This is a genomic window from Streptomyces natalensis ATCC 27448 (genome assembly GCF_000935125.1).
Classification (GTDB): Bacteria; Actinomycetota; Actinomycetes; order Streptomycetales; family Streptomycetaceae; genus Streptomyces; species Streptomyces natalensis.
In genome coordinates this window covers 50,890-76,020 of sequence record NZ_JRKI01000062.1, presented here as the reverse complement: position 1 = coordinate 76,020, position 25,131 = coordinate 50,890, and the positions used below count along the sequence as shown (strand labels likewise).

Below are 25,131 nucleotides of genomic sequence, written 5' to 3'. Positions count from 1 at the left end.
CCCCCTGGGTGAGACTGGCCGTATGAGACTCTTCGCCGCGGTGCTGCCGCCCGGCTCCGTCCTCACCGAACTGTCCGCCGCGGTGGCGCGGTTGAAGGCGCTGCCGGCGGCGGACCGGCTGCGCTGGACCGGCCACGAAGGGTGGCATTTCACCCTCGCCTTCTACGGGGAGGTGGCCGAAGATCTGCTGCCCGAGCTGGCGGAACGCCTGGCGCGGGCCGCGCGGCGGCATGCCCCGTACGAGCTGCGGATCATGGACGGCGGCCGGTTCGACGACCGGGTGGTGTGGATGGGCGCCGAGGGCGAGCTGGAGGTGATGCGGAAGCTGGCGGACTCGGCGGAGGCGGCCGGCCGCCGGGCCGGTGTGACGCGGGACCCGCACCGTACGCACCGTCCGTACCACCCGCACCTCACGATCGCCCGCAACCGCATCGAGCGCCTGCACCTCGCCCCGTTCGCGGACGCTCTGGACGGCTTCGAGAGCAGCCCGTGGACCGTCCGGGAGCTGGCGCTGATGCGCAGCCATCCACCGGCGCCGGGCGTCCGGGGCAGCCAGCCGCACTACGAGAAGCTGGCGTCGTGGCCGCTGGGCCACTGACCGGAGCCGGACCGGGAGCTGGGCCGCCGCTGCGCCCGGATCCGGTCCGGTTACGCTCATTGGGTGGACCCTAAAACCCGTAACCGGATCGTCTCCGGTCTCCTCGCCGTGCTGCTCATCGTGGTGATCGTGGCGGCGGCACTGCGCTGACCTGCGCATCCTTGGGTTCCGGTCATGCGGTGACGGACAGCACGATCTTTCCGGTGGTGCGCCCGGTCTCTCCCCGCCGGTGTGCGGCGGCCTCCTCCAGCGGGAAGACGGCGTCCGTGACCCGCAGCCGGCCGGTCTCGACCAGGGTGCCGATCTCGCGCAGCCCGGTCCGGTCCGGTTCGACAGCATGAACACCGCCCGCACCCCGGTCGCCTCGGCCTGCGCGCGCGGGAAGGTGTCGTCCAGCGGCAGCCGCGAGACCAGCGTTCCGCCCGGTCGCAGGGTGCGCAGGGAACGGGCCCAGTTCGGGCCGCCGAGGCCGTCGAGGACCACATCCACGTCGCGGACGGTCTCGGCGACGTCGCCCCGGACGTCTGACGATCCGTCCGGGGCCGTGGGGCGCCGTCGTTCACCAGGCGAATGCCTCCGGGGACGGGCCGGGGCCCGGGAAGATGTCGTCCAGGGCGGTCAGCAGCTCCTCGGGCAGGGTCAGTTCGACCGCGCGCAGGGCGGAGGCGAGCTGGTCGCCGGTGCGGGGGCCGACGATCGGGCCGGTGACCGCGGGACGGGTCAGGAGCCAGGCCAGGGCCACTTCGCCGGGTTGCAGACCGTGCCGCTCGACCAGGTCCTCGTACGCCTGGATCCGGGCGCGGACCGCGGAGTCGGCCAGGGCGTCGGCGGCGCGTCCCGAGGTCGAACGGGCGCCACCGCCCTCCCGCTCCTTGCGCAGGGCGCCGCCGAGCAGCCCGCCGTGCAGCGGCGACCAGGGGACGATCCCGAGACCGTAGCCCTCGGCGGCCGGGATGACCTCCATCTCCGCGCGCCGTTCGGCGAGGTTGTACAGGCACTGCTCGCTGACCAGGCCGTATGAACCGCGCCGCCGGGCCGTCTCGTTGGCCTGCGCGATATGCCATCCGGCGTGGTTGGACGACCCGGCGTAGAGGATCTTGCCCTGCTGGACGAGGACGTCGATGGCCTGCCAGATCTCGTCCCAGGGCGTGGCACGGTCCACGTGGTGGAACTGGTAGAGGTCGATGTGGTCGGTGCCCAGCCGCTTGAGGCTGGCGTCGACCGCGCGGCGGATGTTGAGCGCGGAGAGCTTGTGGTGGTTGGGCCAGACCGGGTCGCCGTCGGTGCCCATATGGCCGTAGACCTTGGTGGCCAGTACGGTCTTGTCGCGCCGGCCGCCGCCCTTGGCGAACCAGGAGCCGAGGATCTCTTCCGTACGGCCCTTCTCCGCGCCCCAGCCGTAGACATTGGCGGTGTCGAAGAAGTTCACGCCCGCTTCGAGGGCGCTGTCCATGATCGCGTGGCTGTCGGCCTCGTCCGTCTGGGGACCGAAGTTCATGGTGCCGAGGACGAGTCGGCTGACCTGGAGTCCGGTGCGTCCGAGTTGTGTGTACTTCATGATTGCCCAGCCAACGCCTTGGAGGGCATTCGAATCAAGCGGCACCGGCGGGAGTCGGGGAGCCATTGCGGTGCGGGCCCGTCCCGGTATGCGTATCGGGATACGCATACCGCCCCCCGATGCCCCACCCCTGCTGCATCGCCTCCGCGAACGCACCCGCCAGCAGATGCTCGCCCAGGGCCGACGGATGCGTCCCGTCGTATGTGGCGGTCTCGATGCTCCAGGCGGGCGGCTCGGAGGCCAGCAGCAACGGCGAGGAGGGGGTGGAGAGATCGGCGACGGCCTTGGCCAGCAGCTCGTTGAACCGCTCGCGCTGCGCCGCGAACGCCGCGTCCGTTGCCGCGCGCACATTGCGTATCACGGGCATCAGCACCGCCCGGACATGCGGCTCGGCCTCCCGCGCCGCCGCCACGAAGCGCCGCACGTTCTCCGCGGTCTGCTCGGCGTTCGTGTAGAACCCGAGGTCTATCAGGCCGAGCGACACCAGCAGCGTGTCCGCCTCATGGTCCCGTATGGCGTCCTCTATGAGCGGCGCCATGTGCAGCCAGCCCTCGCCCCAGCCGGCGAGATGCCCCCGTGCGTCCTCGGGGAAGTCCGGGTCGCCGTAGTCGTACGAGCTGGGCGTGTCCTGGAGGATGTCATGCAGCGCGCGGCGCGGGCCGACGAAACGGTAAGGGCTCTCGTACGTCGCCCTCAGGTGCTGCCACAGACGAAAGCGCCACGTGACAGCGCCGGCGGTGCCGATCGTCATCGAGTCGCCGACGCACATGATCCTCATCGGGCCATCATGGCGGAGAATCCGCGGCGAGACCCTACTCGCGGGTACGTGACGCTGGCCACGCCCGCACGGAGACGCTGCGGCGGCGCCCCGGGATGGCACGCTGTCCCCATGCGTTCGCTTCTGTGCGCGGCCGGTGCCGCGGGGATCCTGTGGGCCGCCGTACCCGCCGCGGCCGATGAACCCGACGGCTTCACCATCGGCGACTCCCGAATCACCGAGTCCAGCGGACTGGCCGCCAGCCGTTCGCACCCCGGCATCTACTGGACCCACAACGACAGCGACGACGGCCCCTACGTCTATGGCGTCGACGGCAGGACCGGCCGTACGGTCGCCAAGATCACGCTGCGCGGCATCGGCACCCCGCGCGATGCCGAGGCCATCTCCCTCGGCCCCGACGGCAACATCTACCTCGGCGACATCGGCGACAACATGGGTGGCGCCTGGGACCACGTCTGGATCTACCGCTTCCCCGAACCCAAGAGGCTGCACGACGCCACCGTCACCGCCACCCAGTTCACCGTGAAGTACGCCGACGGGCCGCGCGACGCCGAGGCGCTGATGGTGCACCCCAAGACCGGCCGGGTCTATATCGCCAGCAAGAAGCAGGACGGCAGCGGCGCGCTCTACGAGGGCCCGCGGCGGTTGACGACCGGCGGCACCAACCTCTTCCGCAAGGTCGCGCCGGTCGACCTGTGGGTGACCGACGGCGCCTTCTCACCGGACGGGACCCGGCTCCTGCTGCGCAGCTACTTCGGCGCGCGGATGTACCACTGGCGCAACGGGCGGCCGAAGGACGACATCGGCAGCGTGGGCGTGCCGGTCGAGGAGCAGGGGGAGTCGGTGACCTTCACCCCCGACGGCCGGACGCTGCTGTACGGGTCGGAGGGCCACGACAGCCAGGTCGAACCGGTCGGGCTGAGCGGCGACCAGCTGCCGGACGCGGCGAAGCGCGACCGCCCGGCCGGCAGCGGGGCGGGCGACAACAAGGGTGCGGCGAGCGGGAGTCCGGCGGCTCCCGGGAGCCCGGGTGGCTCCCTCACACCGAAGGCCACGTTCGTCAGGAGCGTGCTGGTACTGGGGCTGGCCGCGGCGGCGGTGGTCGGGGTGCGGCGGATGCGCCGTAAGGACTGAGCGGTGGCGACGGGCGGTCGGGCGGCGGCTACGGTGCCCCTCCGGGCACCGGTCCCGGGGCCGCGTCGCTCTCCACCAACCGCAGCTCGTAATGGAGCGTCCGCTCCTTCTTGAGCCGATGGGCCAACGGCACCAGCAGCCCGTGGATCAGCGGGTACTTCCGGGTCAGCGAGCGGTCGGCGCGCCGGTATTCGCGGGTCTGCGGGTCGAGCAGCCGCACCCGCCCCTTGCGGGCGGGCCCGGTCGGACGGCCGCGCCAGGTGGCGGCGCAGATCTCCACCTCGGGGAAGTTCCGCATCCGCTTGGCCTTCCAGGAGCTGCCGTAGGTGCGGATATAGGCGTGGTCACCGTCGACGGCGATATTGACCGGGGTGCCGACGCCGGTGCCGTCCCGCTTGTACGTGGTGAGCAGGATCGCCCCCTGACGTTCGAACTCGGCGAGACCGGGGCTCGGTGGAGTCGTCATGCCTCCATCAGACTTCCAGCGAGGGGACCTCGCCTTCAGGAGAGGGGCAATCGGGTCTCTCAACTGCTCTGACCTCGACTTTTTTCATGGATCTGCGCTGTTGTCAGTGGGGGCACGTACGGTTGGTCATGTTGTGCGAAGGGGGGAACGACCGTGCGCCGCGCTGACAAGTTCGTGTTGCGGCCGACGGCGCGGCAGGAAGCCGCGCTGCATGCGATGCTGCGGGATCACTGCATGCTCTACAACGCCGCGCCTCAGGAGCGCCGTGATGCCTACCGGCACGCTTCGCGTACGACGGTGCGGTACGGGGAGCAGTCCGCGCAGTTGAAGGAGATTCGCGCCGTCGATCCGGACCAGGCCCGCTGGTCGTTCTCCTCGCAGCAGGCCACGCTGCGGCGGTTGAACAAGGCGTTCGCCGCGTTCTTCCGGCGCGTCAAGGCTGGGCAGACCCCTGGGTATCCGCGCTTCAAGGGAATCGGGCACTTCGACACCGTCGAGTTCCCCAAGGACGGCGACGGCTGCCGCTGGGACTCCACACCGCACAACGGGCAGACCCGCGTGCGTCTGCAAGGTCTCGGGCACGTCCGCGTCCACCAGCACCGGCCCGTGCGCGGCCGGGTCAAAACGATCTCGGTCAAGCGCGAGGGGCGCCGCTGGTACGTCGTCCTGGCCTGTGACGAGGTGCCTGCCGAGCCTCTGCCCGCCACCGGCAGCAGCATCGGCATCGACATGGGCACCACGCACTTCTTCACCGATTCCAACGGCGTGCACGTCGCCAACCCTCGCTTCCTGGAGTCGATGGCCGAAGGGCTGGCAGCCGCCCAGCAGCGCCTTTCGACGTTCCCCCAGCGCACGCGGTGCCGCACGAAGAAGCACCGTGCCGCCGCCCGCAAGGTCTCCAGGATCCACGCGAAGATCCGGCGTCAGCGGCTCGACCACCACCACAAGACCGCTCTCACCCTGGTCCGCGGGCATGACGTGATCGGGCACGAGAAGCTGAACGCAGCGGGTATGACCCAGACGCCCGCACCCAAGCCCGACCCCCGGCAACCCGGCGTGTTCCTCCCCAACCGGGCTGCTGCCAAGGCCGGGCTCAACCGCAGCATCCTTGATGCGGGTTGGGGGCTCTTCCTGGGAATCCTGGCGCAGAAGGCTGAGAGTGCCGCTCGCCGCGTGATCCCGGTGGACGCCCGCAACACTTCCTGCACGTGCCCTGAATGTGGGCATGTTGCCAAGGAGAACCGCGTCACTCAGTCGAAGTTCGAGTGCGTCAAGTGCGGCCATGTCGCCAATGCCGACCGCGTCGGCGCGCTCAACGTACTCAACAGGGCCGGGCTGGCCCTCTGCGCGGCGGCTTAGCCGCCGACGCAGGAAGCCCGCGACTTCAGTCACGGGTGGAGTCACACAGGCATATCCGGCCCCATTGCATTCGTCATGCCGCGATGCGCCCGTTCCCGTGATGCGTCCGTTCAGGCGTCCTTTCGGCCACCCGTTCGGAGGGTAAGGGGCGGCGATGGCCTGACGCGAAGCCGTCCAGGTGCCGTAGTCACCTCGGCCTGGTGGCCCCTGTCCGGCACCGCTGCCACCAGCCCCGCCGTAACGGCCAGTCCCCACGGCCGCGACCGCACACACCGCGGCGAAACCGTTGCCGTGGGGGCCCGCATCCGGAAACCCCGGAAACCCCGGGAAAAGGAAGAGGCCCCGGCGGTCGCCCGCCGGGGCCCGGAGCCTGAGCCCGATTCCTGAGCCTGAGCCAGATTCCTGGGACTGAGCCCGAATCCGGTTACAGCTTCTCGATGACGTAGTCGATGCAGTCCGTCAGCGCCGCGACATCCTCCGGGGCGATGGCCGGGAACATCGCGACCCGCAGCTGGTTGCGGCCGAGCTTGCGGTACGGCTCGGTGTCGACGATGCCGTTGGCGCGCAGGGCCTTGGCGATCGCGGCGGCGTCGATGTCGTCGTTGAAGTCGATCGTGCCGATGACCTGCGAGCGCTTGGCCGGGTCGGCGACGAACGGGGTGGCGTACTTGGACTCCTCGGCCCAGCCGTAGAGGGTGCGCGCGGAGGTGGCGGTGCGGCGGACCGCCCAGTCCAGGCCGCCCTGGCCGTTGAGCCACTCCAGCTGCTCGTTGAGCAGGAAGAGGGTGGAGAGGGACGGGGTGTTGTACGTCTGGTTCTTGCGGGAGTTGTCGATCGCCGTCGGCAGCGAGAAGAACTCCGGGATGTGGCGGCCGGAGGCGTGGACGCGCTCGGCGCGCTCGATCGCGGCGGGGGAGAAGATGCCGAGCCACAGACCGCCGTCGGAGGCGAAGGACTTCTGCGGGGCGAAGTAGTACACGTCGGTCTCGGCGATGTCGACGGGCAGACCGCCGGCGCCGGAGGTGGCATCGACCAGGACGAGCGAGCCGGTGTCGGCGCCCGCGACGCGCCGGATGGGCGCGGCGACACCGGTCGAGGTCTCGTTGTGGGTGAAGGCGTAGACGTCCACGCCCTCCTCGGCCCGCGGCTCGGGGTGGTCGCCCGGGTCGGCGGAGACGACGGTGGGCTCGGCCAGCCACGGCGCCAGCTTGGCGGCCTTGGCGAACTTGGAGGAGAACTCGCCGAAGGACAGGTGCTGGGACTTGTTCTCGATCAAACCGTGCGTCGCGATGTCCCAGAACGCGGTGGAACCGCCGTTGCCGAGGACGACCTCGTAGCCCTCGGGCAGCTGGAACAGCTCGCCGATGCCGTCGCGCACCTTGCCGACCAGGTTCTTGACCGGGGGCTGGCGGTGGGACGTACCGAGAAGGGAGGTACCGGTGGCGGCCAGGGCGCTGAGCGCCTCCGTACGCACCTTGGAGGGGCCCGCGCCGAAGCGTCCGTCGGCGGGCTTGATGTCAGCGGGAATCTGGATATCAGCCACGGAGGAAGCCTAAAGGGTCGCGGTGGGCCGTCCTGCGGCGCGTCCACCGGATGAGATGACGGAGAGTCGTGCGGTGAGACGGGTCCGGTGCGGGAGGTTTCTCGGTGTCTCGTCCTACGCGCCCGTCCCCTCGCCCCCGTAGATCTCGCCGAGGGAAGCCGCCGCCCGCGCCAGCACCCGGCGGGCCTCCGGCGGGTGCATGACCTCCAGCGAGTCGCTGAACTGGAGCAGCTGGCGGACGCCCTCGTACGGGAGGTCCACGGCCCCGTCCTGCTCCCCGGCGACGACGGCTACGACGCCGAACGCTCCGGCTTCCAGACCGCCCACCGCCACCGCCCGGCCGTCATCGTCGGTGCGGCGCACGCCGACGACGTGGTCGCCGCCGTCGCCTTCGCCCGCGCCCACGGCCTCCCGGTCGCCGTCCAGGCCACCGGCCACGGCCTGTCCGCGGCCACCGACGGCGGGCTGCTGATCAGCACCCGGCGGATGTCCGGCGTCCGGATGGATGCGGCGGCCCGCACCGGCGCGCAGCGTGCACGACGCCCGCGAACACGGACTGCTGGCCGCGCTGAAGGCCCGCCACGACCCGGACAACGTGTTCCGCTTCCACCCGGCCGCGGCCGCCACGCCGGTGCCCGAACCGGCCGTCGCATGACCGCGCCCCAGTGGGCAGGCTTGGGGACATGGCTGAGCGCAACGAGACCGAGCAGCGGCAACTGGAGAAGGAACTGACGGCGGCGGTGCGCGGGGAGGTCTCGTTTGCCGCCGCCGACCGGGCGCTGATGACGATGGACGCGTCCAACTACCGCAGGGTGCCCGAGGCGGTGGTCGCGCCCCGGGACGCCGAGGACGTCGCGGCGGCGCTGCGGGTGTGCCGGGAGTACGGCGTCCCGGTCGTACCGCGCGGCGGCGGGACCAGCATCGCCGGACAGGCGACCGGCACCGGCGTGGTTCTCGACTTCACCCGCCATATGCGTCGCATCACCTCGCTGGACCCCGGCACCCGTACTGCCGTCGTCCAGCCGGGCGTCATCCTGGACGATCTGCGGGCCGCCGCGGCACCCCACGGCCTGACCTTCGGCCCCGACCCCTCCACCCACAGCCGCTGCACCCTCGGCGGCATGATCGGCAACAACTCCTGCGGCTCCCACTCCGTGGCCTGGGGCACCACCGCCGACAACGTCCGCGCGCTGGACCTGCTGACCTACGGCGGCGAACGGGTACGGGCCGGCCGCGGCACCGACCCCACCGGCGCCCCCACCGGGCTGCCGCCCCGCCTCCGGGACGGCGTCAAGGCCCTGGTGGACGCCGAGTTGGCGCTGCTGCGCACCGGCTACCCCCAGGACCTGCCCCGCCGGATCTCCGGCTACGCCCTGGACGCCCTGCTCCCGGAGGCCGGCACCGACCTCGCCCGCGCCCTCACCGGCAGCGAGGGCACCCTCGGCGTGCTGACCGAGGCGACCGTACGGCTGGTGGAGACCCCGGCGGCCCGGGTGCTCGCCGTCCTCGCCTACCCCGACGAGAGCGCCGCGGCCGAGGCCGCCCACACCCTCCTGCCGCACGACCCGATGACGGTCGAGGGAATGGCCGCCGACCTGGTGGGCGCCGCCACCGGGCTGCCCAAGGGCGGCGCCTGGCTGTTCGTGGAGATGGGCGGCGCGAGCACCCAGGAGGCCGCCGCCCGTGCCGAGGCGCTGTGCCGGGCCGCGGCGGACGGCACCACGGACCACGCCCTGGTCACCGACCCGGCCGGGCAGCGGGCCCTGTGGCGCATCCGCGAGGACGCGTCCGGGACGGCGACCCGGCTGACGGACGGGTCCGAAGCCTGGCCCGGCTGGGAGGACTGCGCCGTCCCGCCCGCTCAACTCGGGCCCTACCTGAGGGACTTCCGCGGCCTCCTGACCCAGCACGGCCTGCGCGGCACCCCGTACGGCCACTTCGGCGACGGCTGCATCCACATCCGTATCGACTTCGACCTCCTCACCGCCCCCGGCATCCGCCGCTTCCGCGACTTCTCCCGCGACCTCGCCGACCTGGTCGTCTCCCACGGCGGCTCGCTCTCCGGCGAACACGGCGACGGACAGGCCCGCGCCGAACTCCTGCCCGCGATGTACGGGCAGGAACTGGTCGACCTGTTCGGACGTTTCAAGGACGTCTGGGACCCGGCGGGCGGCCTCAACCCCGGCATGCTCGTCCGCCCCGCCCGCCTCGACGACAACCTCCGCTTCGACGTCCTGCCCAGGCGCCCCGTCCCGGTCGAATTCGGCTATCCGCACGACAACGGCGACTTCACGGCGGCCGTTCGGCGCTGCGTCGGCGTGGCCAAATGCCGGGTGCCGCAGTCGAGTCCGTCCTCTCCGGACGTCATGTGCCCGTCCTTCCGCGCCACCGGCGAGGAACAGCACTCCACCCGCGGCCGGGCCCGCCTCCTGCACGAGATGCTGGCCGGCGAGGTGATCACCGACGGCTGGCGCTCGCCCGAGGTACACGACGCCCTCGACCTGTGCCTGTCCTGCAAGGGCTGCCGCAGCGACTGCCCCGTAGGCGTCGACATGGCCACCTACAAGGCGGAGTTCCTCCACCACCACTACGCGGGCCGCCTCCGCCCCGCCGCCCACTACTCCATGGGCCGTCTGCCCCAATGGCTGCACACCGCCGCCCCGGCCGCCCCGGTCCTCAACCTGCTCGCCCGCGGCCCCGCGGCCGCCGTCGCCAAACGCCTCGCCGGGATCGCCGCCGAGCGCACCATTCCGCCGCTGGCCGTGGAGCCGTTCACCCGCTGGTGGTGGCGCCGCGGGGCCCCGACGGCCGGCCGCACCGTGATCCTCTGGCCCGACACCTTCACCAACTTCCTCGCCCCCGAGGTGGGCCGCGCGGCGGTACGCGTCCTGGAGGCAGCCGGCCTGCGCCCCCTCCTCCCCCCGACCGCGCCGCTGCGCCGCACCGGCCTCCTGCCCCGCCGCCACCGCCCCCTGTGCTGCGGCCTCACCTATGTCTCCACCGGCCAGCTCGACCGTGCCCGCGCCGTGATGCGCCGTACGGTGGACGTCCTGGCCCCCCTGCTCCGGGACGGCCACCCCCTCGTCGTCCTCGAACCCAGCTGCGCCGCCGCACTGCGCACCGACCTCCCCGAACTCCTCTCCGGCGACCCCCGCGCCGCCACCCTGGCCTCCTCCGTCCTGACCTTCGCCGAGGCCCTGGTCACCCTCGCCCCCGACTGGCAGCCGCCCCGCATCGACCGCCCGGTCACCGGCCAGACGCACTGCCACCAGCACGCGGTCCTCGGCGACGCCGCCGACCGCCGGCTCCGCGAACGGGCCGGTCTGACCGGGCAGTTGCAGGGCGGCTGCTGCGGCCTGGCCGGCAACTTCGGCTTCGAACGCGGCCACTACGACGTCTCCGTGGCCTGCGCCGAGGACCAACTCCTGCCCGCCGTAAGGGAGTCGGGGCCCGAGGTGGAGATCCTCGCGGACGGTTTCTCCTGCCGTACGCAGCTGGAGCAGTTGGGGCAGGAGGGGCGGCTCGGGCCGCTGGGCGGACGCCGGGGGCGGCATATGGCGGAGGTACTGGCGGCGGCGTTGGGGAATTCGCCTTCGCCGGGAAATGCAGGGGGTAATGCCGGTGCCGAGGAGATGACCTGACCTCTCCTTAGACCCTCTCCTAAGACCCTCTCCTTAGACAGGGATCAGCAGATCTGCTGGGGCAGATCTGCTGAAGGCGAATAATTCCGAAGCCCGACGGCATCGAATTCAGTTTCTGGGCGAGTGGACGAGTGGACGAGCGGACGAGCGGATGGGCGGGTGCGTGGGGCCAGGCGAAGGGGAAATCACACGGGTATGTCTCCCCTCCGCCTGGCCCGCGCCTATGCGGGATCATCGGTCACAGGCAGAGGAGGCTGAGGAGCCCGGCGTTGCAGTCCCCGCCGCCCCAGCCTTCGCCGCCGAGCGGGCGCGAATGGTCGACCTTGGCCTTGGCGGGCGCCGTCGCGGCCTCGGCGGATGCGGCTGTCGCCGTCCCTGCCGCAAGGGCGATCCCCAGGGTCGCGCTCACCGCGAGTATGCGAGTAACGGATTTCTTCGGGCGCTTCTGGTGCTTCTGGTGTGTGGTGTTCATGGAATCACCTTGCACGCCCGGGTGGCCCGTTTCGCCCCGAACGGGGCCGATCGAGTGACGCACGGGAATCCGACACCTGGTTTTACGGCATCCGGTTCGCGCGTCCCGCTTTCCTCATTGCTGCCCGTAGCGCTGATTTCGTCCAACCTGCCGCTGATTCGTCCCCATGCCACTGAAACGCAGTGAGATGAATCCAGGCCGGGCGTACGGCATGGGGGCGCCGAAGCCCGCTCCACCGCGCGCTGATGCACGAGGGGGCGCGCACCACGGTGGTGACATCAACCGGCCGCCCGAGCACGGTGATCGACCACATGAGACGACGCCGACGTTGGAAGACTGGCGGACCGAAGCCGTTTCCGATCCGACGAGGGTGAGTCATGGCAAGGATGCTCACGGGCACCGGCCGCGTAACCGTCTTCCCGCTGCTGCATCTGTGGCCCGATATCTATGGGGCCGTCGCCTACACCACGACAGGTCATTTCGGCGTCGAGGCCGTGGTGGGGTACATCCCCGTCCCGGAGGTGCCGGACGTCCATCTCATGGACGCGGCGGCGCGCCATACCGCGCACACCACCGAGTGGGTTCTCTGCACCGGCTGGAGCAGCCGTGTCGTGCCCAAACCGGGAACGCTGGACCTCCGGGACACGGATTGGGCGCTGGAGGTCGACGGAAGCAGTAAGCCGGAGAAGGTGGTCTACGGGCACCAGCAGCTGCACGTGGGCCGGATGACCCTCAAGGACCCGGAGCTCATGCCGCGGGTGCGCAGCCTCCTTGAGGCGCGGATCGGCGATCTGGCCACAACGGCGTCCCGCCCATGACGTGGAACCTCCCTCGTTGGATATGGATGCTATCCATGCTTGAGTAGTGCCACTATCCAAGGGGAAGGTGCAAGAGCATGCGGCTGGCGGAGCTGAGCGAGCGCAGTGGTGTGTCCACCGCCACGATCAAGTACTACCTGCGCGAAGGACTGCTCCAGCCCGGGCGCCGGGTCTCCGCGACCCAGGCCGAGTACGGGGAGGGCCACCTGCGGCGGCTGCGCCTGGTGCGGGCGCTGATCCAGATCGGCGGGGTTCCGGTGGCCGCCGCGCGCGAGGTGATCGCTGCCGCGGAGGACGAGTCGCTGGACCACCACCTGCGGCTGGGCGCGGCGACCCGCGCGCTGCCCTCCGCCGGGGCGCCGGCCGAGGACGACCCGGCGGTGGCGACCGCCCGCCGCTCGGTGGAGGCGCTGCTCGAACGGCTGGGCTGGTCCTCCGGTGGCGGCCTGGACATGCACAATCCCGCCCACCGGCGGCTCATCGACTCGGTCGCCGCGCTGGCCCGGCTCGGCTACCCGTGCGACACCGAGCAATTGCTGCCGTACGGGCAGCTGGCGGCGCAACTGGCAGTCACCGACCTGGACATGGTCGAGGAACAGCCGACCCCGACCGGCCAGATCGAGGCGGCCGTCGCACTGACGGTGCTGTACGAACCGGTACTGCTGAGCCTGCGACGCATGGCCCACGCGGAGGAGTCGGCCCGGCGGTTCTGAGGGGCCTCGGCCCCGTCCGCGACGACCCCGCCGCCCGCGTCGGTCAGCCCGCGGTGCGTATCACGTCGGGCGGAAATCTCGCCTGACTGATGGCTCCGTCGCCTTCGCAGCGCTTCGAGGGCGAGCCGAATCCCGCCCCAGAGCGCTCGCCCGGGAGAGGGCAAGGCGACTCCGCGCAAGCGACGAGAGGCAGAACGGGGAGGAAGAGGACCGGTCTGGCCGACCATTCGATCCAGGTCCCACCGCAGTTGAGAGCCAGACGGCAGGAGTCGTTGCGCTCGAGCGCAGCCATGGCGTCCACCTGCCCCAGGCTGTTCACCCGTCCCACCACGCGCTCTCGCTCGTACTCGGGGAGGCCCGAGGCCATGGATCGCGCGTCCGCGCTGATGAGCCGGACCGCACGTACTGGGCTGTGCGTGACAACGGTCGCCCAGGAAGCCACAACATCCGCGTCCGCCGAGTGGTACACGAACCGCTCGCACCAGAAACCGGGGGTGGCAAGGGCAGCGGCCCCTGCTACTCCGCGCGCCATGCAGCCCCCTGACCACATGGGACCCGAACGGTATCCGCCACTGTACGGACGACATCCACATCCGGTCGGGCGACGAAGGCATACGTACAGCCCTCCCCGTCAACTGCCCTGAGGACGAACGGAATCCCGGCCGTCAACCCGTCCACCGCCCAGCGATATTCGGCTGCCTCGTCCAACCATGCGCGCACCACCCGGTCGTACGGGGCACCTAACTGCTGCGCCACCTGCTCCGCCCGCTTGCGGATCCAGCCCAGGGCGCCACCCGGTGAGTACGACATCCAGCCGCCGAGGCTGATCGGAGCCGCGTCCGGACAACGGACCGTGGCCTCCGCTCGGAACGCCAGGTGCCCCGCGGCCTTCGCGGCCGGTGTCGCACTCAGAGTGACGGCGGGCGCAGCACCAAGGCGTCGCAAACGGTCAATTCGACCTCGGCCCACACGGTCTTTCCGATGACGTCCCGATCGACGCCCCAGCAACTGGCCAAGGCGTCCACCAACACCACACCACGCCCGCATTCTTCGTCCTCCTCGGCTTGATCCATCACGGGTACTTCGTCGCTCGCGTCGTGCACCTCCAGGCGCAGCCGACCGTCCGCCAACGCAAACCGGACGCCAACCGTCTGGGCTCTGCACGCCTGAGCTTGCACGGCGCTGGTGATCAGCTCGGACAGCAACAGCTCGGCAGTCCAGGCCAGTTCGCCCTGCACGCGCCAGATCCGCAGATGCCGGCGCAGTTCCTTACGGGCCCACCCGACGCTCCGCGCGTCGCCGGGTAAGCGGTACGCCACGGCTGGCGGCAGGGTGAGGGTGGGGCGGGTTGACGGGGGCCGGGCGCGTGTGGACATTGCTATCCCCTTGGGGCGCATGGCGATGCATGGGTGTCACTCATGGCTCTTGGATAGAGACTCTCAGTGACGCATTCCTAGAGTGCTTGGAGATTGCTCGTTTGGCAAGTGAGCATTTAGCACAAGTGCCAAGATCTTTTATGGCGGCTAGTGTTCAGCCAACAGGCGTGAAAGAAGGGGGTACTTCATGGCAGGAACGCGTCCCACGGTCCGACGTCGGCGCCTCGCTGCGAAGCTTGTTGAGTTTCGTGAGCGCGCGGAGAAGACCCCGCAGGATGCGGCCGAGCGCATCGGGTGCCATCGGACGAAGATCAACAAGATCGAGAACGCGCGACTCGGGATCTCGCTCGGCGAGCTGCGCGACCTGTTGCGGTTCTACGGGGTTGATGACCCTGATGTGGTCGAAGACATGATCTCGCTCGCACAGCGCAGTCGTGAGGCCGGTTGGGTGCAGCGTGTGGGATTGGCGCGCCCCTCGTTCACGGACTTCATCGATTACGAGCAAACCGCTGGCTACATCCGGTCGTACGAGAGCAATCTCATCGCGGGGTTGTTGCAGACTGCCGACTACGCGCGGGCTGTGCTCTCGGCTTCACCGTCGACGTTGGGCCACGAAGAGGTCGAGGCCTTGGTGGAGTCACGGATAAAGCGTCAGGAGCTCCTGGAACGCACGGATCCGCCTCGCCTGTGTGTCATCGAGACGGAAGCTGCGCTTCGGCTCCAGGTGGGCGGCCGCGAGGCGATGCTGCGGCAACTGGCCCATCTGGAAGCGGTGGCCGGCCATCCCTCCGTTGAGTTGCAAGTCATCCCTGACCGGGCGGGCGCGCACGCAGGGCTCCACGGTTCGTTCGTGCTGTTCAGCTTCCCGAACCCCACCTATTCCGATGTGGTGTGCGTAGAGCACCGCACTGGGACGCTCTACATGGAGACGCCGGAAGAGGCTGCGGAATATACGCTCATCTTTGACTCTCTCCGGTCAATTGCCTTGAGTCCCGGGGACAGCCTTGAGCTGATCGCCCAGGTGAGGCAGGACTTGGAGGACCAGTGAGGTTGAGAGGGAATGAGCGATGGCGAACCTGAATCTTCACTCTGCCACTTGGCGTAAGAGCAGCTACAGCGGCACAGGAGGCAACTGTGTGGAGGTCGCGGATGGCTTGCCTGGCGTCATACCTGTGCGTGACAGCAAGCACGGTGACGGTCCTGTCCTCCGCTTCAGAAGCGAGACGTGGTACGTGTTCATCGACATGCTCAAGGCGTCCGATACCGCGACTTCCTGAGTGCCACGATCGTGCGTGAGCCGGGGACGGGGGATACGTCGGAAATGGCTCGTGCCGCACGGTGATCGCAGCGGTTGGACGATGCAGGACCCCGCCGTGGGCGGCTCGTGCGATCCCGAGTGACACACGGAAGACCGCCGGCCGTAAAGCTGGTAGTGCAAGTGGACTGCCATGGCGTCCATGTCTCCGATGCTGTAGTACAGCACTGCTTCTTCGGCGAGCGGTACGAACTCATGGCTCGCCTCGTGGAAGACAGGGGACGCTCGCCAGAGGTGTCCGTCATGCGCTCGGACTACCCGACCGGGCAGCCGAGTTCCGGTACGGCTCTGTTCGGGGAGCAGGTCACCAGGGCCAGTGACAGGAACGAGGGGCGTTGGAGATAGAAGCCGAGGGACACGTCGCCGCCCCACTGGAGCCGATCCGCTGCGGAACTGACCAGGAGGTCCAAGGAGGCGGTGTGCGGACGGGCGTCGGGGTCGAAGCGAGGGGCGAGTTCGGTCAGCCTTTCCCCGAGCCAGGTCGCTGCTTGCCTCGGCTCGTCCCACGTCCCCAGGACACATGTTGCCGGCTTCATAAGCCAATGCGCCGTTTCGATGGGTGGCAGATCAGATGTCGAAAATTCCCTGGCTGCTTCCCGGTAACGCTCTTGGAGCCGCCCCCCTTGCCCTTCGCCCGCCAATCCCGCCGGGGGTGGCACGGGGTGGGGAGGTCGACGCAATCCTTCGTCGTCGAAGCGTTGTTTCGCGCCGGTCCACAGATAGCCATGGTGGTGCAACGGTCATCCCGTTCGGCTCAGAGGGCAGGGGGAAGAGAGGTGGCCCCGGCCTCGGAAAGAGGCCGGGGCCGGCAGAGGGGATCAGGCCGGGAGACCGAACCGCTCCGGGTTGGTGCCCGCTGCGTTCAGCTCCCCCGTGGTAAAGCGCAGGGGTTCAATTCCCGGGCGCTTGCTGTCTCCCAGGGCCCACGCGTCTGCACCGATCCGGGCCAGGGTCACGCAGGACTCGCCATCCGGGTGGCTGCTGCCTCCGCATGCTGCGGCAAACGTAACTCCGTCGATGTCAAGCGTGTACAGGTCGGTTTTGTGCTGCATCGATGTGCCTTCCTACTCGCGGAACTCGGACACGAAAGGGAAGCCAGGGCCATTGGTCATTGCGTGCGCGGGTACGCCTGCCTGATCGACCGTGAACCGCCCAAGGCTTCCGTCAGCTGCTCACTGAGGATTCTCGGCGGCTCGGCGCGGCCACTCCAGCGTTATTCCCGTTGTGGGGTAGACGATCACGAATGGCAGGCAGTGGCCCATTCTCCGAGGCGTTCCCTGGCCTCTTCGCCGAACAGCGCATGACCTTCATACAGGCCGAAGACCTCAAGATGTTCCGCGATATCCCTGGGATCTTGGAAGACGATGCGCCCGGTGAAAGTCTCCACGGTTGCCAGTCGCTGGTCATAAACCGTGAAGGTGTTCATGGGGCCGCGTCCGGTCACTTCTCCCAACGGCATGATGCCGATACGTACGTTGGGGAGGTGGGAGATCGAAATCAGCCGGTCAATCTGCACTGCCATTGCCGCATGGGGAAGCACAGTCCAACGGACGGCCTGTTCCGTCAGCAAGAACGTGAACCGCTTCGTGATGTCATAGAGGACCGCTTGCCGTTCCAGCTTCCGTGCCACCGTCTTGGAGATGTCCACCGGTGAGTGGCCAAGGCTGGCCCTGATGTATTCGGGCGTCGCCAGCAGGGCGGTCACCATCGCGGGCAGGAAGTAACGGAGCGTCGTGGCTTCCGCTTCGAGGCTTGCTAGCTCGGCTTGCCTCTTTTCCAAACCACGTCGCCATGACGCCCGTTTGCCTTGCCATTCCGTATGGGCGAGCCGTGCGAGGGCCGTGACCTCAGCAACGAGTTCCGGTGGAGCGTCAAGGACCTTGAGGATCAGCTCGACGTCCACCAAGCTCGGGGTGACCCGGCCCGTTTCCACGTTGCTGAGCTTGGTTTGCGACATGTTGCAACGCCGAGCGAGCCAGACTTGCGTACGACTGGCTCGCTTGCGCAGCGCGCGGAGGGTTTCTGCCAGGTCGGCTTTCGACTGGCCCATCTGCCGCGGATCAAGCGTCAAGGAGCTTCACGTACTCCTTGAAGGGCACGGCATTTTCCAGGGCAATTCGTTTCCACTCCCGATAAGGGGCGGGGTCACCCTCGTACGCCTCGCGGTTGATCTGCGTACCGTCGGGCCGGAAGTTCAGGTGAGCGATGCGGGTTTCGTCGAACATCCACCAGTCCTGACCGGAGAGCGGCAAGCCGTAATCGTACTCCGTGACGTCCAAGACGCGGATGTCCTCTCCGGCCGCGATATTTCCGGGTATCCCCCAGGAAAATTGGTACCGCTGGTAGTCGGTGAGCGGCCGGCGCACGATGCGGACCCGTCCGACGCTCCGGCCAGACCCGACATACTCGGCTACTCGCTCATGCCAGCGTGCGTTGTGGTCGGTGGGTTTGTCTTCGCCCCGGAGAAAACGGGCTACGTTGGCCTGCTCCTTGAGCATGGTGTAGGTGGGCTGCGCCTCGAACCGCCATGCCTCCCGCTCGAAGGAGTCGAAGAACGTACGCCAGCTCTCACCATCCAAGAGCACCGAATGCCTCCCTCAGGACGTGCTCAGGAATCTCCACCAGGCCCTCACCGCTGGGCGGCGAGAAGGCGTCGCACACGTATCCCTGAATAATGAATGAACCGCTCTCGGCCCGGTAGACGTTCGGGCAGTCATCATCGTCGCAGTTAGGTCCGCCGACGTTGCCGGTAAGGCGGATGAGTTCTTGTCGCGCCATGTGCCCCCTCCTTCGGCGTAGGGCCGACCCCTGCCGCCGGGAGGACCGTAGGGCGACGGCACTTGCCTGGTCCATGGGACATCGCCGATATTCGCGTTGTCGGGTAGATGATCTTCGTCCTCCCGGCGGGGGTCGCGGGATCGAGCTTTGGCCTGCACGCCGGAGGAAGAGGTGGGCGGCATGTGCGTTAACCGAGGGTGCGTGCTGCTGTACCTCAAGACCCCAGGACCTCCCGCGCCAGCCGCACCAACTCCGGGATCCGCGGATGCCCCGGGCCCTCGCGCCAGGCGAGGAGCACGGGGACGGGTGGGGCGTCGGTGAGGGGGACGTAGGCCAGGGCGGGGTGGGGGTGCATGCCGGGGGTGGCGGAGGTGGTGACGCCGACCGCGCGGCCTGCGGTGATGGTGGCGATCCAGTCGTCGGTGTTGCCGATGGGGAGGGTGGCGGCGGGGCGGGCCCCGGGGGGCCAGAGGTCGAGGGTGGTGGTGCCGGAGACCGTGTTCAGGGCGAGGGTGCGGTCGGCCAGGTCGGTGAGCGTGAGGGTGCGGCGGTGGGCCAGGGGGTCGTCGGCGGGGAGGCCGGCGACGCGGGGTTCGGTGGTGAGCTGCTCGGTGCGCAGACCGGGAATGCGGACCTCACCGCGGAGCAGGGCTGCGTCCACATCGCCGCGGGTCAGGCCCGCCGTGCGGTCGTCGATGCGGAGGAGTTCCAGGGGCGTCTCCGGGTACGCCTCGTGCCAGCGGCGCAGCAGCGCGGGGGTCTTCGCACCGGCGGCCGACCAGGCGTGGCCCAGGCGGAGCGGCCGGCTGGTGTCGTGAGGGTGGGCGAGCGCGCGGTCGAAGGCGGTGACGGCGAGGGCCGCGCGGTCGCGGAAGGCGATGCCGTCGGGGGTGAGCGCGAGGTGGTGGGTGGAGCGGTCGACGAGGCGGACGCCCAGTTCCTGTTCCAGCTGGCGGAGCGTTCGGGAGACGGCGGGCTGGGTGAGGTGGAGGCGTGCGGCGGCGCGGGTGATGTTGAGCGTGTCGGCGATGGCGAGAAAACAGCGGAAGTGGCGGAGCTCGATGCTCATGCGTGCGGAGCATAACAACGGGGGAAACGGCATTTCACGGACCGGAAGGGCGGGCCTTAGCGTGGTGGGGTGAACGCATCGCCCACCGGCCCCGACGGCCGTATATCGGCCGAATCCGGTAGCCCGGCCGCACCCGCCACCTCCGTCACCTCAGCCGCTTCCGCCGACGCCATGCCCCTGGGCGGCGACGGGATTCCGCAGCCCGTGCCGCCGTCGCCGGAGGTGCTGACGGCCGAGGCCGCGGCCGGGGCCCCCGGGGCGGCGGGCGCGCGCGGGCGGCTCGCGTCGGTGGCGCTGGTGATCGGCGGCATCGTCTCGTTGCAGTTCGGCTCGTCGGTCGCGGTGATGCTGTTCCCGCGGGCCGGTGCGCTCGGGGTCGTCACGCTGCGGCTGGTCGTCGCCTCTCTGGTGCTGCTGATCGTCTGCCGGCCGAAGCTGCGCGGCAGGGGATATACGCGGGGCGACTGGGGGACGGTGCTGGCCTTCGGGGTGGCCCTGGTCGGGATGAATTCGCTCTTCTATCAGGCCATCGACCGGATTCCGCTGGGCGCGGCGGTGACCTTGGAGTTCCTGGGGCCGCTGATCCTTTCCGTCGCCACTTCGCGGCGGCTGTTGAGTCTCGTATGGGCGGCGCTGGCACTGGTCGGCGTGGGGCTGCTGGGACGCGAGGGGCTCGACGGGCTCAACCTGGTCGGCGCGGGGTGCGCGCTGGCGGCCGGCGGGCTGTGGGCCGCGTACATCCTGCTCTCGGCCCGTACGGGGCAGCGCTTCCCGCAGGCGGACGGGCTGGCGCTGGCCATGACGGTCGCGGCGGTGCTCAGCCTGCCGTTCGGCATCGTCAGTGCCGGGGCGGCGCTGATCGACCCGGTCACCGTGGGGCTCGGCGCGGCCGTCGCGCTGATGTCGTCCGTGCTGCCGTACACCTTGGAACTGCTAGCCCTGCGCAAGCTGCCGGCCTCCGGCTTCGCGATCATGATGAGCCTGGAGCCGGCCGTGGCGGCCACCGCCGGATTCCTCGTCCTGCACCAGGCGCTGGGCTGGGCCGAGGTGCTGGCCATCGGGCTGGTCGTGGTGGCGAGCGTGGGGGCGGTGCGCAGCGCGGGGGCGAAGAGGTAGGCGGTAGGGGCGATGGCCCCGGCCTCCGCCCCGGGCAGAAAATCATGCAGGCATGCTTGATTGTTTCTGCCCCCGCTGCCACTCTCGGAGCGCACCAGCACCAGCACCCGTATCGCATCGCCTCCGCGTACTCGTACGCGGAGGCCAACGCGCCCTGCCGTCCCCCATGGCAGTCGGCGCCCGAGGGGAGTGTCGCGTGTCCGATCCCGGCGCCGTACTGGCGGACCTCAGGGACGAGAGCGAGGAGCTGGACGCCCTGGTCGCCAAGCTCCCGGCCGAGCGGTGGGCGGTCCCGACACCGGCCGAAGGCTGGACCCTGGCCCATCAGATCGCGCATCTGGCCTGGACCGACCGCAAGGCGCTGCTCGCCGCCTCCGACCCGGAACGCTTCACCCGGGAGGCCGTGCCGGAGGCCCTCGCCGCACCGCTGACCTTCGTCGACGAGGGGGCCGAGGCCGGGGCGAAGGCGCCGCCCGCCGAGCTGCTCGCCGACTGGCGCACCGGGCGCGAGGCGCTGTGGCGGGCGCTGGAGCGGTGGCCGGCGGGCGAGAAACTGCCCTGGTACGGGCCGCCGATGAGCGTGGCGTCGATGGCGTCCGCGCGCCTGATGGAGACCTGGGCGCACGGCCAGGACGTCGCCGATGCGCTCGGGGTGGCGCGGATCCCCACCGGCCGGCTGCGGCATATCGCCCGGATCGGCGTCCGCACCAGGAACTTCGCCTACTCCGTCCATCAACTCGCCCCGCCCGACGAGGAGTTCCGGGTGGAGCTGCGGGCCCCGGGAGGGCGGGGTGTCTGGGCGTACGGACCTGCGGACGCGGCGCAGCGGGTGACCGGTGACGCGCTGGAGTTCTGTCTGCTGGTGACCCAGCGGGCCGCTCGCGCCGATCTGCCGGGGCTGCGCGCCGAAGGGCCGGACGCGGAGCGGTGGCTGGGCATCGCGCAGGCTTTCGCCGGGCCGCCGGGCAAGGGGCGCGCGCCCCGGTCCCGGGGCGGCGCGGCATGACCGGCGCCGCACCGCTGCGCATCGGCAACGCCTCCGGGTTCTACGGGGACCGCTTCGACGCCCTGCGCGAGATGCTCACCGGCGGCCCCCTCGACGTCCTGACCGGCGACTATCTCGCCGAACTGACCATGCTGATCCTCGGCCGGGAGCGCCTGAAGGACCCCACCCGCGGCTATGCCCGGACCTTTCTGCGGCAGCTGGAGGAAGGGCTGGGGCTGGCCGCCGAGCGCGGGGTGCGGATCGTCGCCAATGCCGGTGGGCTGAATCCGGCAGGACTGGCCGAGGCCGTAAGGGAGTTGGCGGCGAAGGTCGGGGTGCGCGTGCGGGTGGCGCATGTCGAGGGGGACGATCTCATCCGGCGGCGGCAGTGGGGCGAGGGCGTGCTGACCGCCCATGCCTATCTGGGCGGCGGAGGGATCGCGGAGTGTCTGCGCGGCGGGGCCGATGTCGTGGTGACCGGACGGGTCACGGACGCGGCGCTGGTCAGCGGGGCCGCGGCGGCGCATTTCGGCTGGCGCGGCGACGACTGGGACCGGCTGGCGGGCGCGGTGGTCGCCGGGCACGTCCTGGAGTGCGGCACCCAGGCCACCGGCGGCAACTACGCCTTCTTCACGGAGAACGAGGCCGGGGACGAGGCCTGGGCCGACGACGGCGCCCGCAGCGCCGGCCGCGACGGGACCTTCGACGGCACCCCCGGGGGCGACCACACCCCCGCCCCGCTCCACCCCGGTTTCCCCCTCGCCGAGATCGCCGAGGACGGCACCGCCGTCATCACCAAACACCCCGGCACCGGCGGCGCGGTCACCACCGGCACGGTCACCGCGCAGCTGCTGTACGAGACGGCCGGTGCGCGCTACCCCGGCCCGGACGTGACGGCCCGCCTCGATACCGTACGGCTCAGCCAGGACGGGCCGGACCGGGTCAGGATCGACGGCGTCCGCGGAGAGGCCCCGCCGCCGACGCTCAAGGTGGGGCTGACCCGGCTCGGCGGCTGGCGCAACGAGGTCACCTTCGTGCTGACCGGGCTGGCTGTGCCGGCCAAGGCCGCGCTGGTCCGGGCGCAGATGGAGGCGGCCCTGGACGCCACCGGCCGCCGCCCCGCCGAGGTGCGCTGGACGCTGGCCCGTACGGACCGGGAGGACGCCGACGTCCAGGAGGAGGCGAGCGCGCTGCTGCGGCTGGTGGTGCGCGACGCCGACCAGGACGCGGTGGGGCGGGCCGTCAGCGGCGCGGCGGTCGAGCTGGCGCTGGGCAGTTACCCCGGCTTCCATGTCACCGCCCCACCCGGGAAGGGCGCCCCGTACGGCGTCTTCGAGGCGGTGGCGGTGGACGCGGACGAGGTGCCGCACACGGCCGTACTGCCGGACGGGACGACTCGGATCACCGTCCGGCACGCCATCCGGACAAGGGAGTTGGAGCGGATCCCGGACCCGGAGCTGCCCGCGCCGCTCCCGGCGGGCGCGACCCGCCGCGCACCCCTCGGCCGGATCGCCGGTGCCCGCAGCGGCGACAAGGGCGGTTCGGCGAACCTCGGCGTGTGGGTCCGTACGGAGACGGCCTGGCGCTGGCTGGCCCACACGCTGACCGTCGGCAGACTGCGCGAACTCCTCCCCGAATGCGCCGACCTGCCCATCGACCGCCATGTCCTGCCCGGCCTGCGCGCCCTGAACTTCGTCATCGAGGGTCTGCTCGGCGAGGGCGTCGCGGCGCAGGCGCGGTTCGATCCGCAGGCGAAGGCGCTGGGGGAGTGGCTGCGTTCGCGGCACCTGGAGATACCGGAGGTTTTGCTTTGACCGTGCTGACCACTGCCCTCGATCCGACGGACGCCGCGTACGCGGAGCGCCGTGAAGCGATGCTCGGCAAGCTCGCGGAGGTCGAGGCGGCACACGCCGAGGCGGTCGCGGGCGGCGGTGAGAAGTACGTCGCCCGGCACCGTGAACGCGGCAAACTCCTCGCCCGCGAGCGCATCGAACTCCTCCTGGACCCTGACAGCCCCTTCCTCGAACTCTCGCCGCTCGCCGCCTGGGGCAGCGATTACGCGGTCGGGGCCTCCCTCGTCACCGGCATCGGGGTGATCGAGGGCGTGGAGTGCCTGATCACGGCCAATGACCCGACGGTACGGGGCGGGGCCAGCAACCCCTGGACGCTGAAGAAGGCCCTCCGGGCGAACGAGATCGCGTATGCCAACCGGCTGCCGGTGGTCTCGCTCGTGGAATCCGGCGGCGCCGATCTGCCCAGCCAGAAAGAGATCTTCATTCCGGGCGGGGCGCTGTTCAAGGACCTCACCCGGCTGTCGGCGGCGGGCATTCCGACGGTGGCCGTGGTCTTCGGCAATTCGACGGCGGGCGGCGCCTACGTCCCCGGAATGTCCGACCACGTCATCATGGTCAAGGAGCGGGCCAAGGTGTTTCTCGGCGGGCCGCCGCTGGTGAAGATGGCGACCGGCGAGGAAAGCGACGACGAATCGCTGGGCGGCGCCGATATGCACGCCCGTACCTCCGGGCTCGCGGACTACTTCGCCCTCGACGAACCGGATGCGCTGCGGCAGGCCCGGCGGGTCGTCGCCCGCCTCAACTGGCGTAAGGCGCACGCCGATCCGGGCCCCGCCGCGCCGCCCGCACACGACGACGAGGAACTGCTGGGCATCGTCCCCGGCGACCTCAGGGCGCCGTTCGACCCCCGCGAGGTCATCGCCCGGATCGTGGACGGCTCCGACTTCGACGAATTCAAACCGCTCTACGGGCCGAGCCTGGTCACCGGCTGGGCCGAGCTGCACGGCTATCCGGTCGGCATCCTCGCCAATGCGCAGGGCGTACTCTTCAGCGCCGAATCCCAAAAGGCCGCGCAATTCATCCAGTTGGCGAACCAGCGCGATATTCCGCTGCTCTTCCTCCACAACACCACCGGCTACATGGTCGGCAAGGAGTACGAGCAGGGCGGCATCATCAAACACGGCGCGATGATGATCAATGCGGTGTCGAATTCCACCGTCCCGCATCTGTCCGTCCTGATGGGGGCCTCGTACGGCGCCGGGCACTACGGCATGTGCGGCCGGGCCTACGATCCCCGGTTCCTGTTCGCCTGGCCGAGCGCCAAGTCCGCCGTGATGGGCCCCCAGCAGCTCGCCGGCGTCCTCTCGATCGTCGCCCGGCAGTCCGCCGCCAAGGGACAGCCGTACGACGAGGACGCGGACGCCGCCCTGCGCGCCATGGTGGAGCAGCAGATCGAGTCCGAATCGCTGCCGATGTTCCTGTCCGGGCGGCTCTACGACGACGGCGTCATCGACCCGCGCGACACCCGCACCGTCCTCGGCCTGTGTCTGTCCGCCGTGCACACCGCGCCGGTCGAGGGCGCGCGGGGCGGCTTCGGCGTCTTTCGGATGTGAGGGATC

General features: G+C 70.2%; 26 protein-coding genes and 1 pseudogene. 13 read left to right on the top strand and 14 right to left on the bottom strand.

Going from position 1 to position 25,131, the window contains the following annotated elements; genetic code table 11:
• Positions 1–22: 22 nt before the first annotated feature.
• Positions 23–598 carry an RNA 2',3'-cyclic phosphodiesterase gene (gene thpR, locus SNA_RS35480; protein ID WP_044368542.1) on the top strand — a complete coding sequence of 192 codons (576 nt, stop codon included), beginning with the start codon at positions 23–25 and terminating at the stop codon, positions 596–598.
• Positions 599–770: 172 nt separating this feature from the next.
• Here thpR and SNA_RS40880 read toward each other — a convergent pair.
• From SNA_RS40880 to SNA_RS35470, 3 genes and pseudogenes are all read right to left on the bottom strand, one after another.
• Positions 771–1,111, bottom strand: a pseudogene (locus SNA_RS40880) (zinc-binding dehydrogenase); the annotation flags it as partial.
• 46 nt (positions 1,112–1,157) lie between these two features.
• Positions 1,158–2,156: an aldo/keto reductase gene (locus SNA_RS35475; protein ID WP_030067483.1), complete on the bottom strand. Its 999-nt coding sequence runs from the start codon at positions 2,154–2,156 to the stop codon at positions 1,158–1,160.
• A 34-nt stretch (positions 2,157–2,190) separates the two neighbouring features.
• Entirely contained in the window at positions 2,191–2,934 is a 744-nt protein-coding gene (locus SNA_RS35470) for a GDSL-type esterase/lipase family protein (protein WP_241779975.1), read from the bottom strand.
• 111 nt (positions 2,935–3,045) lie between these two features.
• Between SNA_RS35470 and SNA_RS35465 the strand changes: the two genes are divergently transcribed.
• On the top strand, positions 3,046–4,068 hold the full coding sequence (locus tag SNA_RS35465; RefSeq protein WP_030067481.1) for a hypothetical protein: 1,023 nt from the start codon (positions 3,046–3,048) through the stop codon (positions 4,066–4,068).
• Between the two features lie 28 nt (positions 4,069–4,096).
• Here the strand turns inward: SNA_RS35465 and SNA_RS35460 are convergent, their stop codons facing one another.
• Complete coding sequence (locus SNA_RS35460; protein ID WP_030067480.1) at positions 4,097–4,534, bottom strand: PPOX class F420-dependent oxidoreductase; 438 nt, start codon at positions 4,532–4,534, stop codon at positions 4,097–4,099.
• 153 nt (positions 4,535–4,687) lie between these two features.
• Between SNA_RS35460 and SNA_RS35455 the strand changes: the two genes are divergently transcribed.
• Positions 4,688–5,893 (top strand): RNA-guided endonuclease InsQ/TnpB family protein, encoded by a 1,206-nt coding sequence (locus SNA_RS35455; protein ID WP_030067479.1) that lies wholly within the window; start codon positions 4,688–4,690, stop codon positions 5,891–5,893.
• A gap of 424 nt (positions 5,894–6,317) precedes the next feature.
• Here the strand turns inward: SNA_RS35455 and serC are convergent, their stop codons facing one another.
• Both serC and SNA_RS45105 read right to left on the bottom strand, forming a co-directional pair.
• Positions 6,318–7,436, bottom strand: a complete 1,119-nt coding sequence (serC, locus tag SNA_RS35450) for a phosphoserine transaminase (RefSeq protein ID WP_030067478.1) — start codon at positions 7,434–7,436, stop codon at positions 6,318–6,320.
• Between the two features lie 114 nt (positions 7,437–7,550).
• Positions 7,551–7,874, bottom strand: coding sequence for a hypothetical protein (locus tag SNA_RS45105; RefSeq protein ID WP_044368539.1), 324 nt, complete (start codon positions 7,872–7,874; stop codon positions 7,551–7,553).
• Between SNA_RS45105 and SNA_RS45100 the strand changes: the two genes are divergently transcribed.
• Together SNA_RS45100 and SNA_RS35440 are read left to right on the top strand one after the other, a co-directional pair.
• Complete coding sequence (locus SNA_RS45100) at positions 7,809–8,168, top strand: FAD-binding protein (RefSeq protein WP_338059854.1); 360 nt, start codon at positions 7,809–7,811, stop codon at positions 8,166–8,168. The two genes, SNA_RS45105 and SNA_RS45100, sit on opposite strands and share 66 nt — an antisense overlap.
• Positions 8,120–11,077 (top strand): FAD-binding and (Fe-S)-binding domain-containing protein, encoded by a 2,958-nt coding sequence (locus tag SNA_RS35440; protein ID WP_030067476.1) that lies wholly within the window; start codon positions 8,120–8,122, stop codon positions 11,075–11,077. Before SNA_RS45100 ends, SNA_RS35440 begins: the two co-directional genes overlap by 49 nt.
• A 238-nt stretch (positions 11,078–11,315) precedes the next feature.
• Here the strand turns inward: SNA_RS35440 and SNA_RS35435 are convergent, their stop codons facing one another.
• The gene (locus tag SNA_RS35435; RefSeq protein ID WP_044368538.1) at positions 11,316–11,549 is read right to left on the bottom strand and encodes a hypothetical protein; all 234 of its coding nucleotides are present in this window, start codon (positions 11,547–11,549) and stop codon (positions 11,316–11,318) included.
• A 377-nt stretch (positions 11,550–11,926) separates the two neighbouring features.
• Here SNA_RS35435 and SNA_RS35430 point away from each other — a divergent pair, with 377 nt between their 5' ends.
• Together SNA_RS35430 and SNA_RS35425 are read left to right on the top strand one after the other, a co-directional pair.
• Positions 11,927–12,367 carry a hypothetical protein gene (locus tag SNA_RS35430; protein WP_037791156.1) on the top strand — a complete coding sequence of 147 codons (441 nt, stop codon included), beginning with the start codon at positions 11,927–11,929 and terminating at the stop codon, positions 12,365–12,367.
• Positions 12,368–12,444: 77 nt separating this feature from the next.
• Positions 12,445–13,080: a MerR family transcriptional regulator gene (locus tag SNA_RS35425; RefSeq protein ID WP_044368537.1), complete on the top strand. Its 636-nt coding sequence runs from the start codon at positions 12,445–12,447 to the stop codon at positions 13,078–13,080.
• A gap of 908 nt (positions 13,081–13,988) precedes the next feature.
• Here the strand turns inward: SNA_RS35425 and SNA_RS35420 are convergent.
• On the bottom strand, positions 13,989–14,456 hold the full coding sequence (locus SNA_RS35420; RefSeq protein ID WP_241779974.1) for an ATP-binding protein: 468 nt from the start codon (positions 14,454–14,456) through the stop codon (positions 13,989–13,991).
• 187 nt (positions 14,457–14,643) lie between these two features.
• Here SNA_RS35420 and SNA_RS35415 point away from each other — a divergent pair, with 187 nt between their 5' ends.
• Together SNA_RS35415 and SNA_RS35410 are read left to right on the top strand one after the other, a co-directional pair.
• A complete protein-coding gene (locus SNA_RS35415; protein ID WP_044368536.1) occupies positions 14,644–15,504 on the top strand; it encodes a helix-turn-helix domain-containing protein in 861 nt (286 codons plus the stop codon).
• A gap of 19 nt (positions 15,505–15,523) precedes the next feature.
• Positions 15,524–15,733: a DUF397 domain-containing protein gene (locus SNA_RS35410; RefSeq protein ID WP_030067469.1), complete on the top strand. Its 210-nt coding sequence runs from the start codon at positions 15,524–15,526 to the stop codon at positions 15,731–15,733.
• Positions 15,734–16,025: 292 nt separating this feature from the next.
• Here the strand turns inward: SNA_RS35410 and SNA_RS40860 are convergent, their stop codons facing one another.
• The 6 genes from SNA_RS40860 to SNA_RS35390 form a co-directional block, all read right to left on the bottom strand.
• Positions 16,026–16,508: a hypothetical protein gene (locus SNA_RS40860; protein WP_030067468.1), complete on the bottom strand. Its 483-nt coding sequence runs from the start codon at positions 16,506–16,508 to the stop codon at positions 16,026–16,028.
• 81 nt (positions 16,509–16,589) lie between these two features.
• The gene (locus tag SNA_RS40855) at positions 16,590–16,823 is read right to left on the bottom strand and encodes a DUF397 domain-containing protein (protein ID WP_078970432.1); all 234 of its coding nucleotides are present in this window, start codon (positions 16,821–16,823) and stop codon (positions 16,590–16,592) included.
• Between the two features lie 185 nt (positions 16,824–17,008).
• Entirely contained in the window at positions 17,009–17,842 is an 834-nt protein-coding gene (locus SNA_RS35400; RefSeq protein WP_030067467.1) for a helix-turn-helix domain-containing protein, read from the bottom strand.
• The gene (locus SNA_RS35395) at positions 17,832–18,356 is read right to left on the bottom strand and encodes a DUF6879 family protein (RefSeq protein WP_030067466.1); all 525 of its coding nucleotides are present in this window, start codon (positions 18,354–18,356) and stop codon (positions 17,832–17,834) included. Before SNA_RS35395 ends, SNA_RS35400 begins: the two co-directional genes overlap by 11 nt.
• Positions 18,340–18,549 carry a hypothetical protein gene (locus tag SNA_RS40850; RefSeq protein ID WP_078970431.1) on the bottom strand — a complete coding sequence of 70 codons (210 nt, stop codon included), beginning with the start codon at positions 18,547–18,549 and terminating at the stop codon, positions 18,340–18,342. Before SNA_RS40850 ends, SNA_RS35395 begins: the two co-directional genes overlap by 17 nt.
• A 214-nt stretch (positions 18,550–18,763) precedes the next feature.
• Entirely contained in the window at positions 18,764–19,618 is an 855-nt protein-coding gene (locus tag SNA_RS35390; protein WP_030067465.1) for a LysR family transcriptional regulator, read from the bottom strand.
• Between the two features lie 171 nt (positions 19,619–19,789).
• On the opposite strand from SNA_RS35390, the gene SNA_RS35385 reads away from it, so the two are divergent.
• The 4 genes from SNA_RS35385 to SNA_RS35370 all read left to right on the top strand — a co-directional run bounded on the left by SNA_RS35385 (position 19,790) and on the right by SNA_RS35370 (position 25,125).
• Entirely contained in the window at positions 19,790–20,734 is a 945-nt protein-coding gene (locus tag SNA_RS35385; protein ID WP_420823546.1) for an EamA family transporter, read from the top strand.
• A 196-nt stretch (positions 20,735–20,930) separates the two neighbouring features.
• On the top strand, positions 20,931–21,740 hold the full coding sequence (locus tag SNA_RS35380) for a TIGR03084 family metal-binding protein (RefSeq protein WP_030067463.1): 810 nt from the start codon (positions 20,931–20,933) through the stop codon (positions 21,738–21,740).
• The gene (locus tag SNA_RS35375; RefSeq protein ID WP_044368533.1) at positions 21,737–23,533 is read left to right on the top strand and encodes an acyclic terpene utilization AtuA family protein; all 1,797 of its coding nucleotides are present in this window, start codon (positions 21,737–21,739) and stop codon (positions 23,531–23,533) included. Before SNA_RS35380 ends, SNA_RS35375 begins: the two co-directional genes overlap by 4 nt.
• Positions 23,530–25,125, top strand: coding sequence for an acyl-CoA carboxylase subunit beta (locus SNA_RS35370; protein WP_044368531.1), 1,596 nt, complete (start codon positions 23,530–23,532; stop codon positions 25,123–25,125). Before SNA_RS35375 ends, SNA_RS35370 begins: the two co-directional genes overlap by 4 nt.
• Positions 25,126–25,131 lie beyond the last annotated feature (6 nt).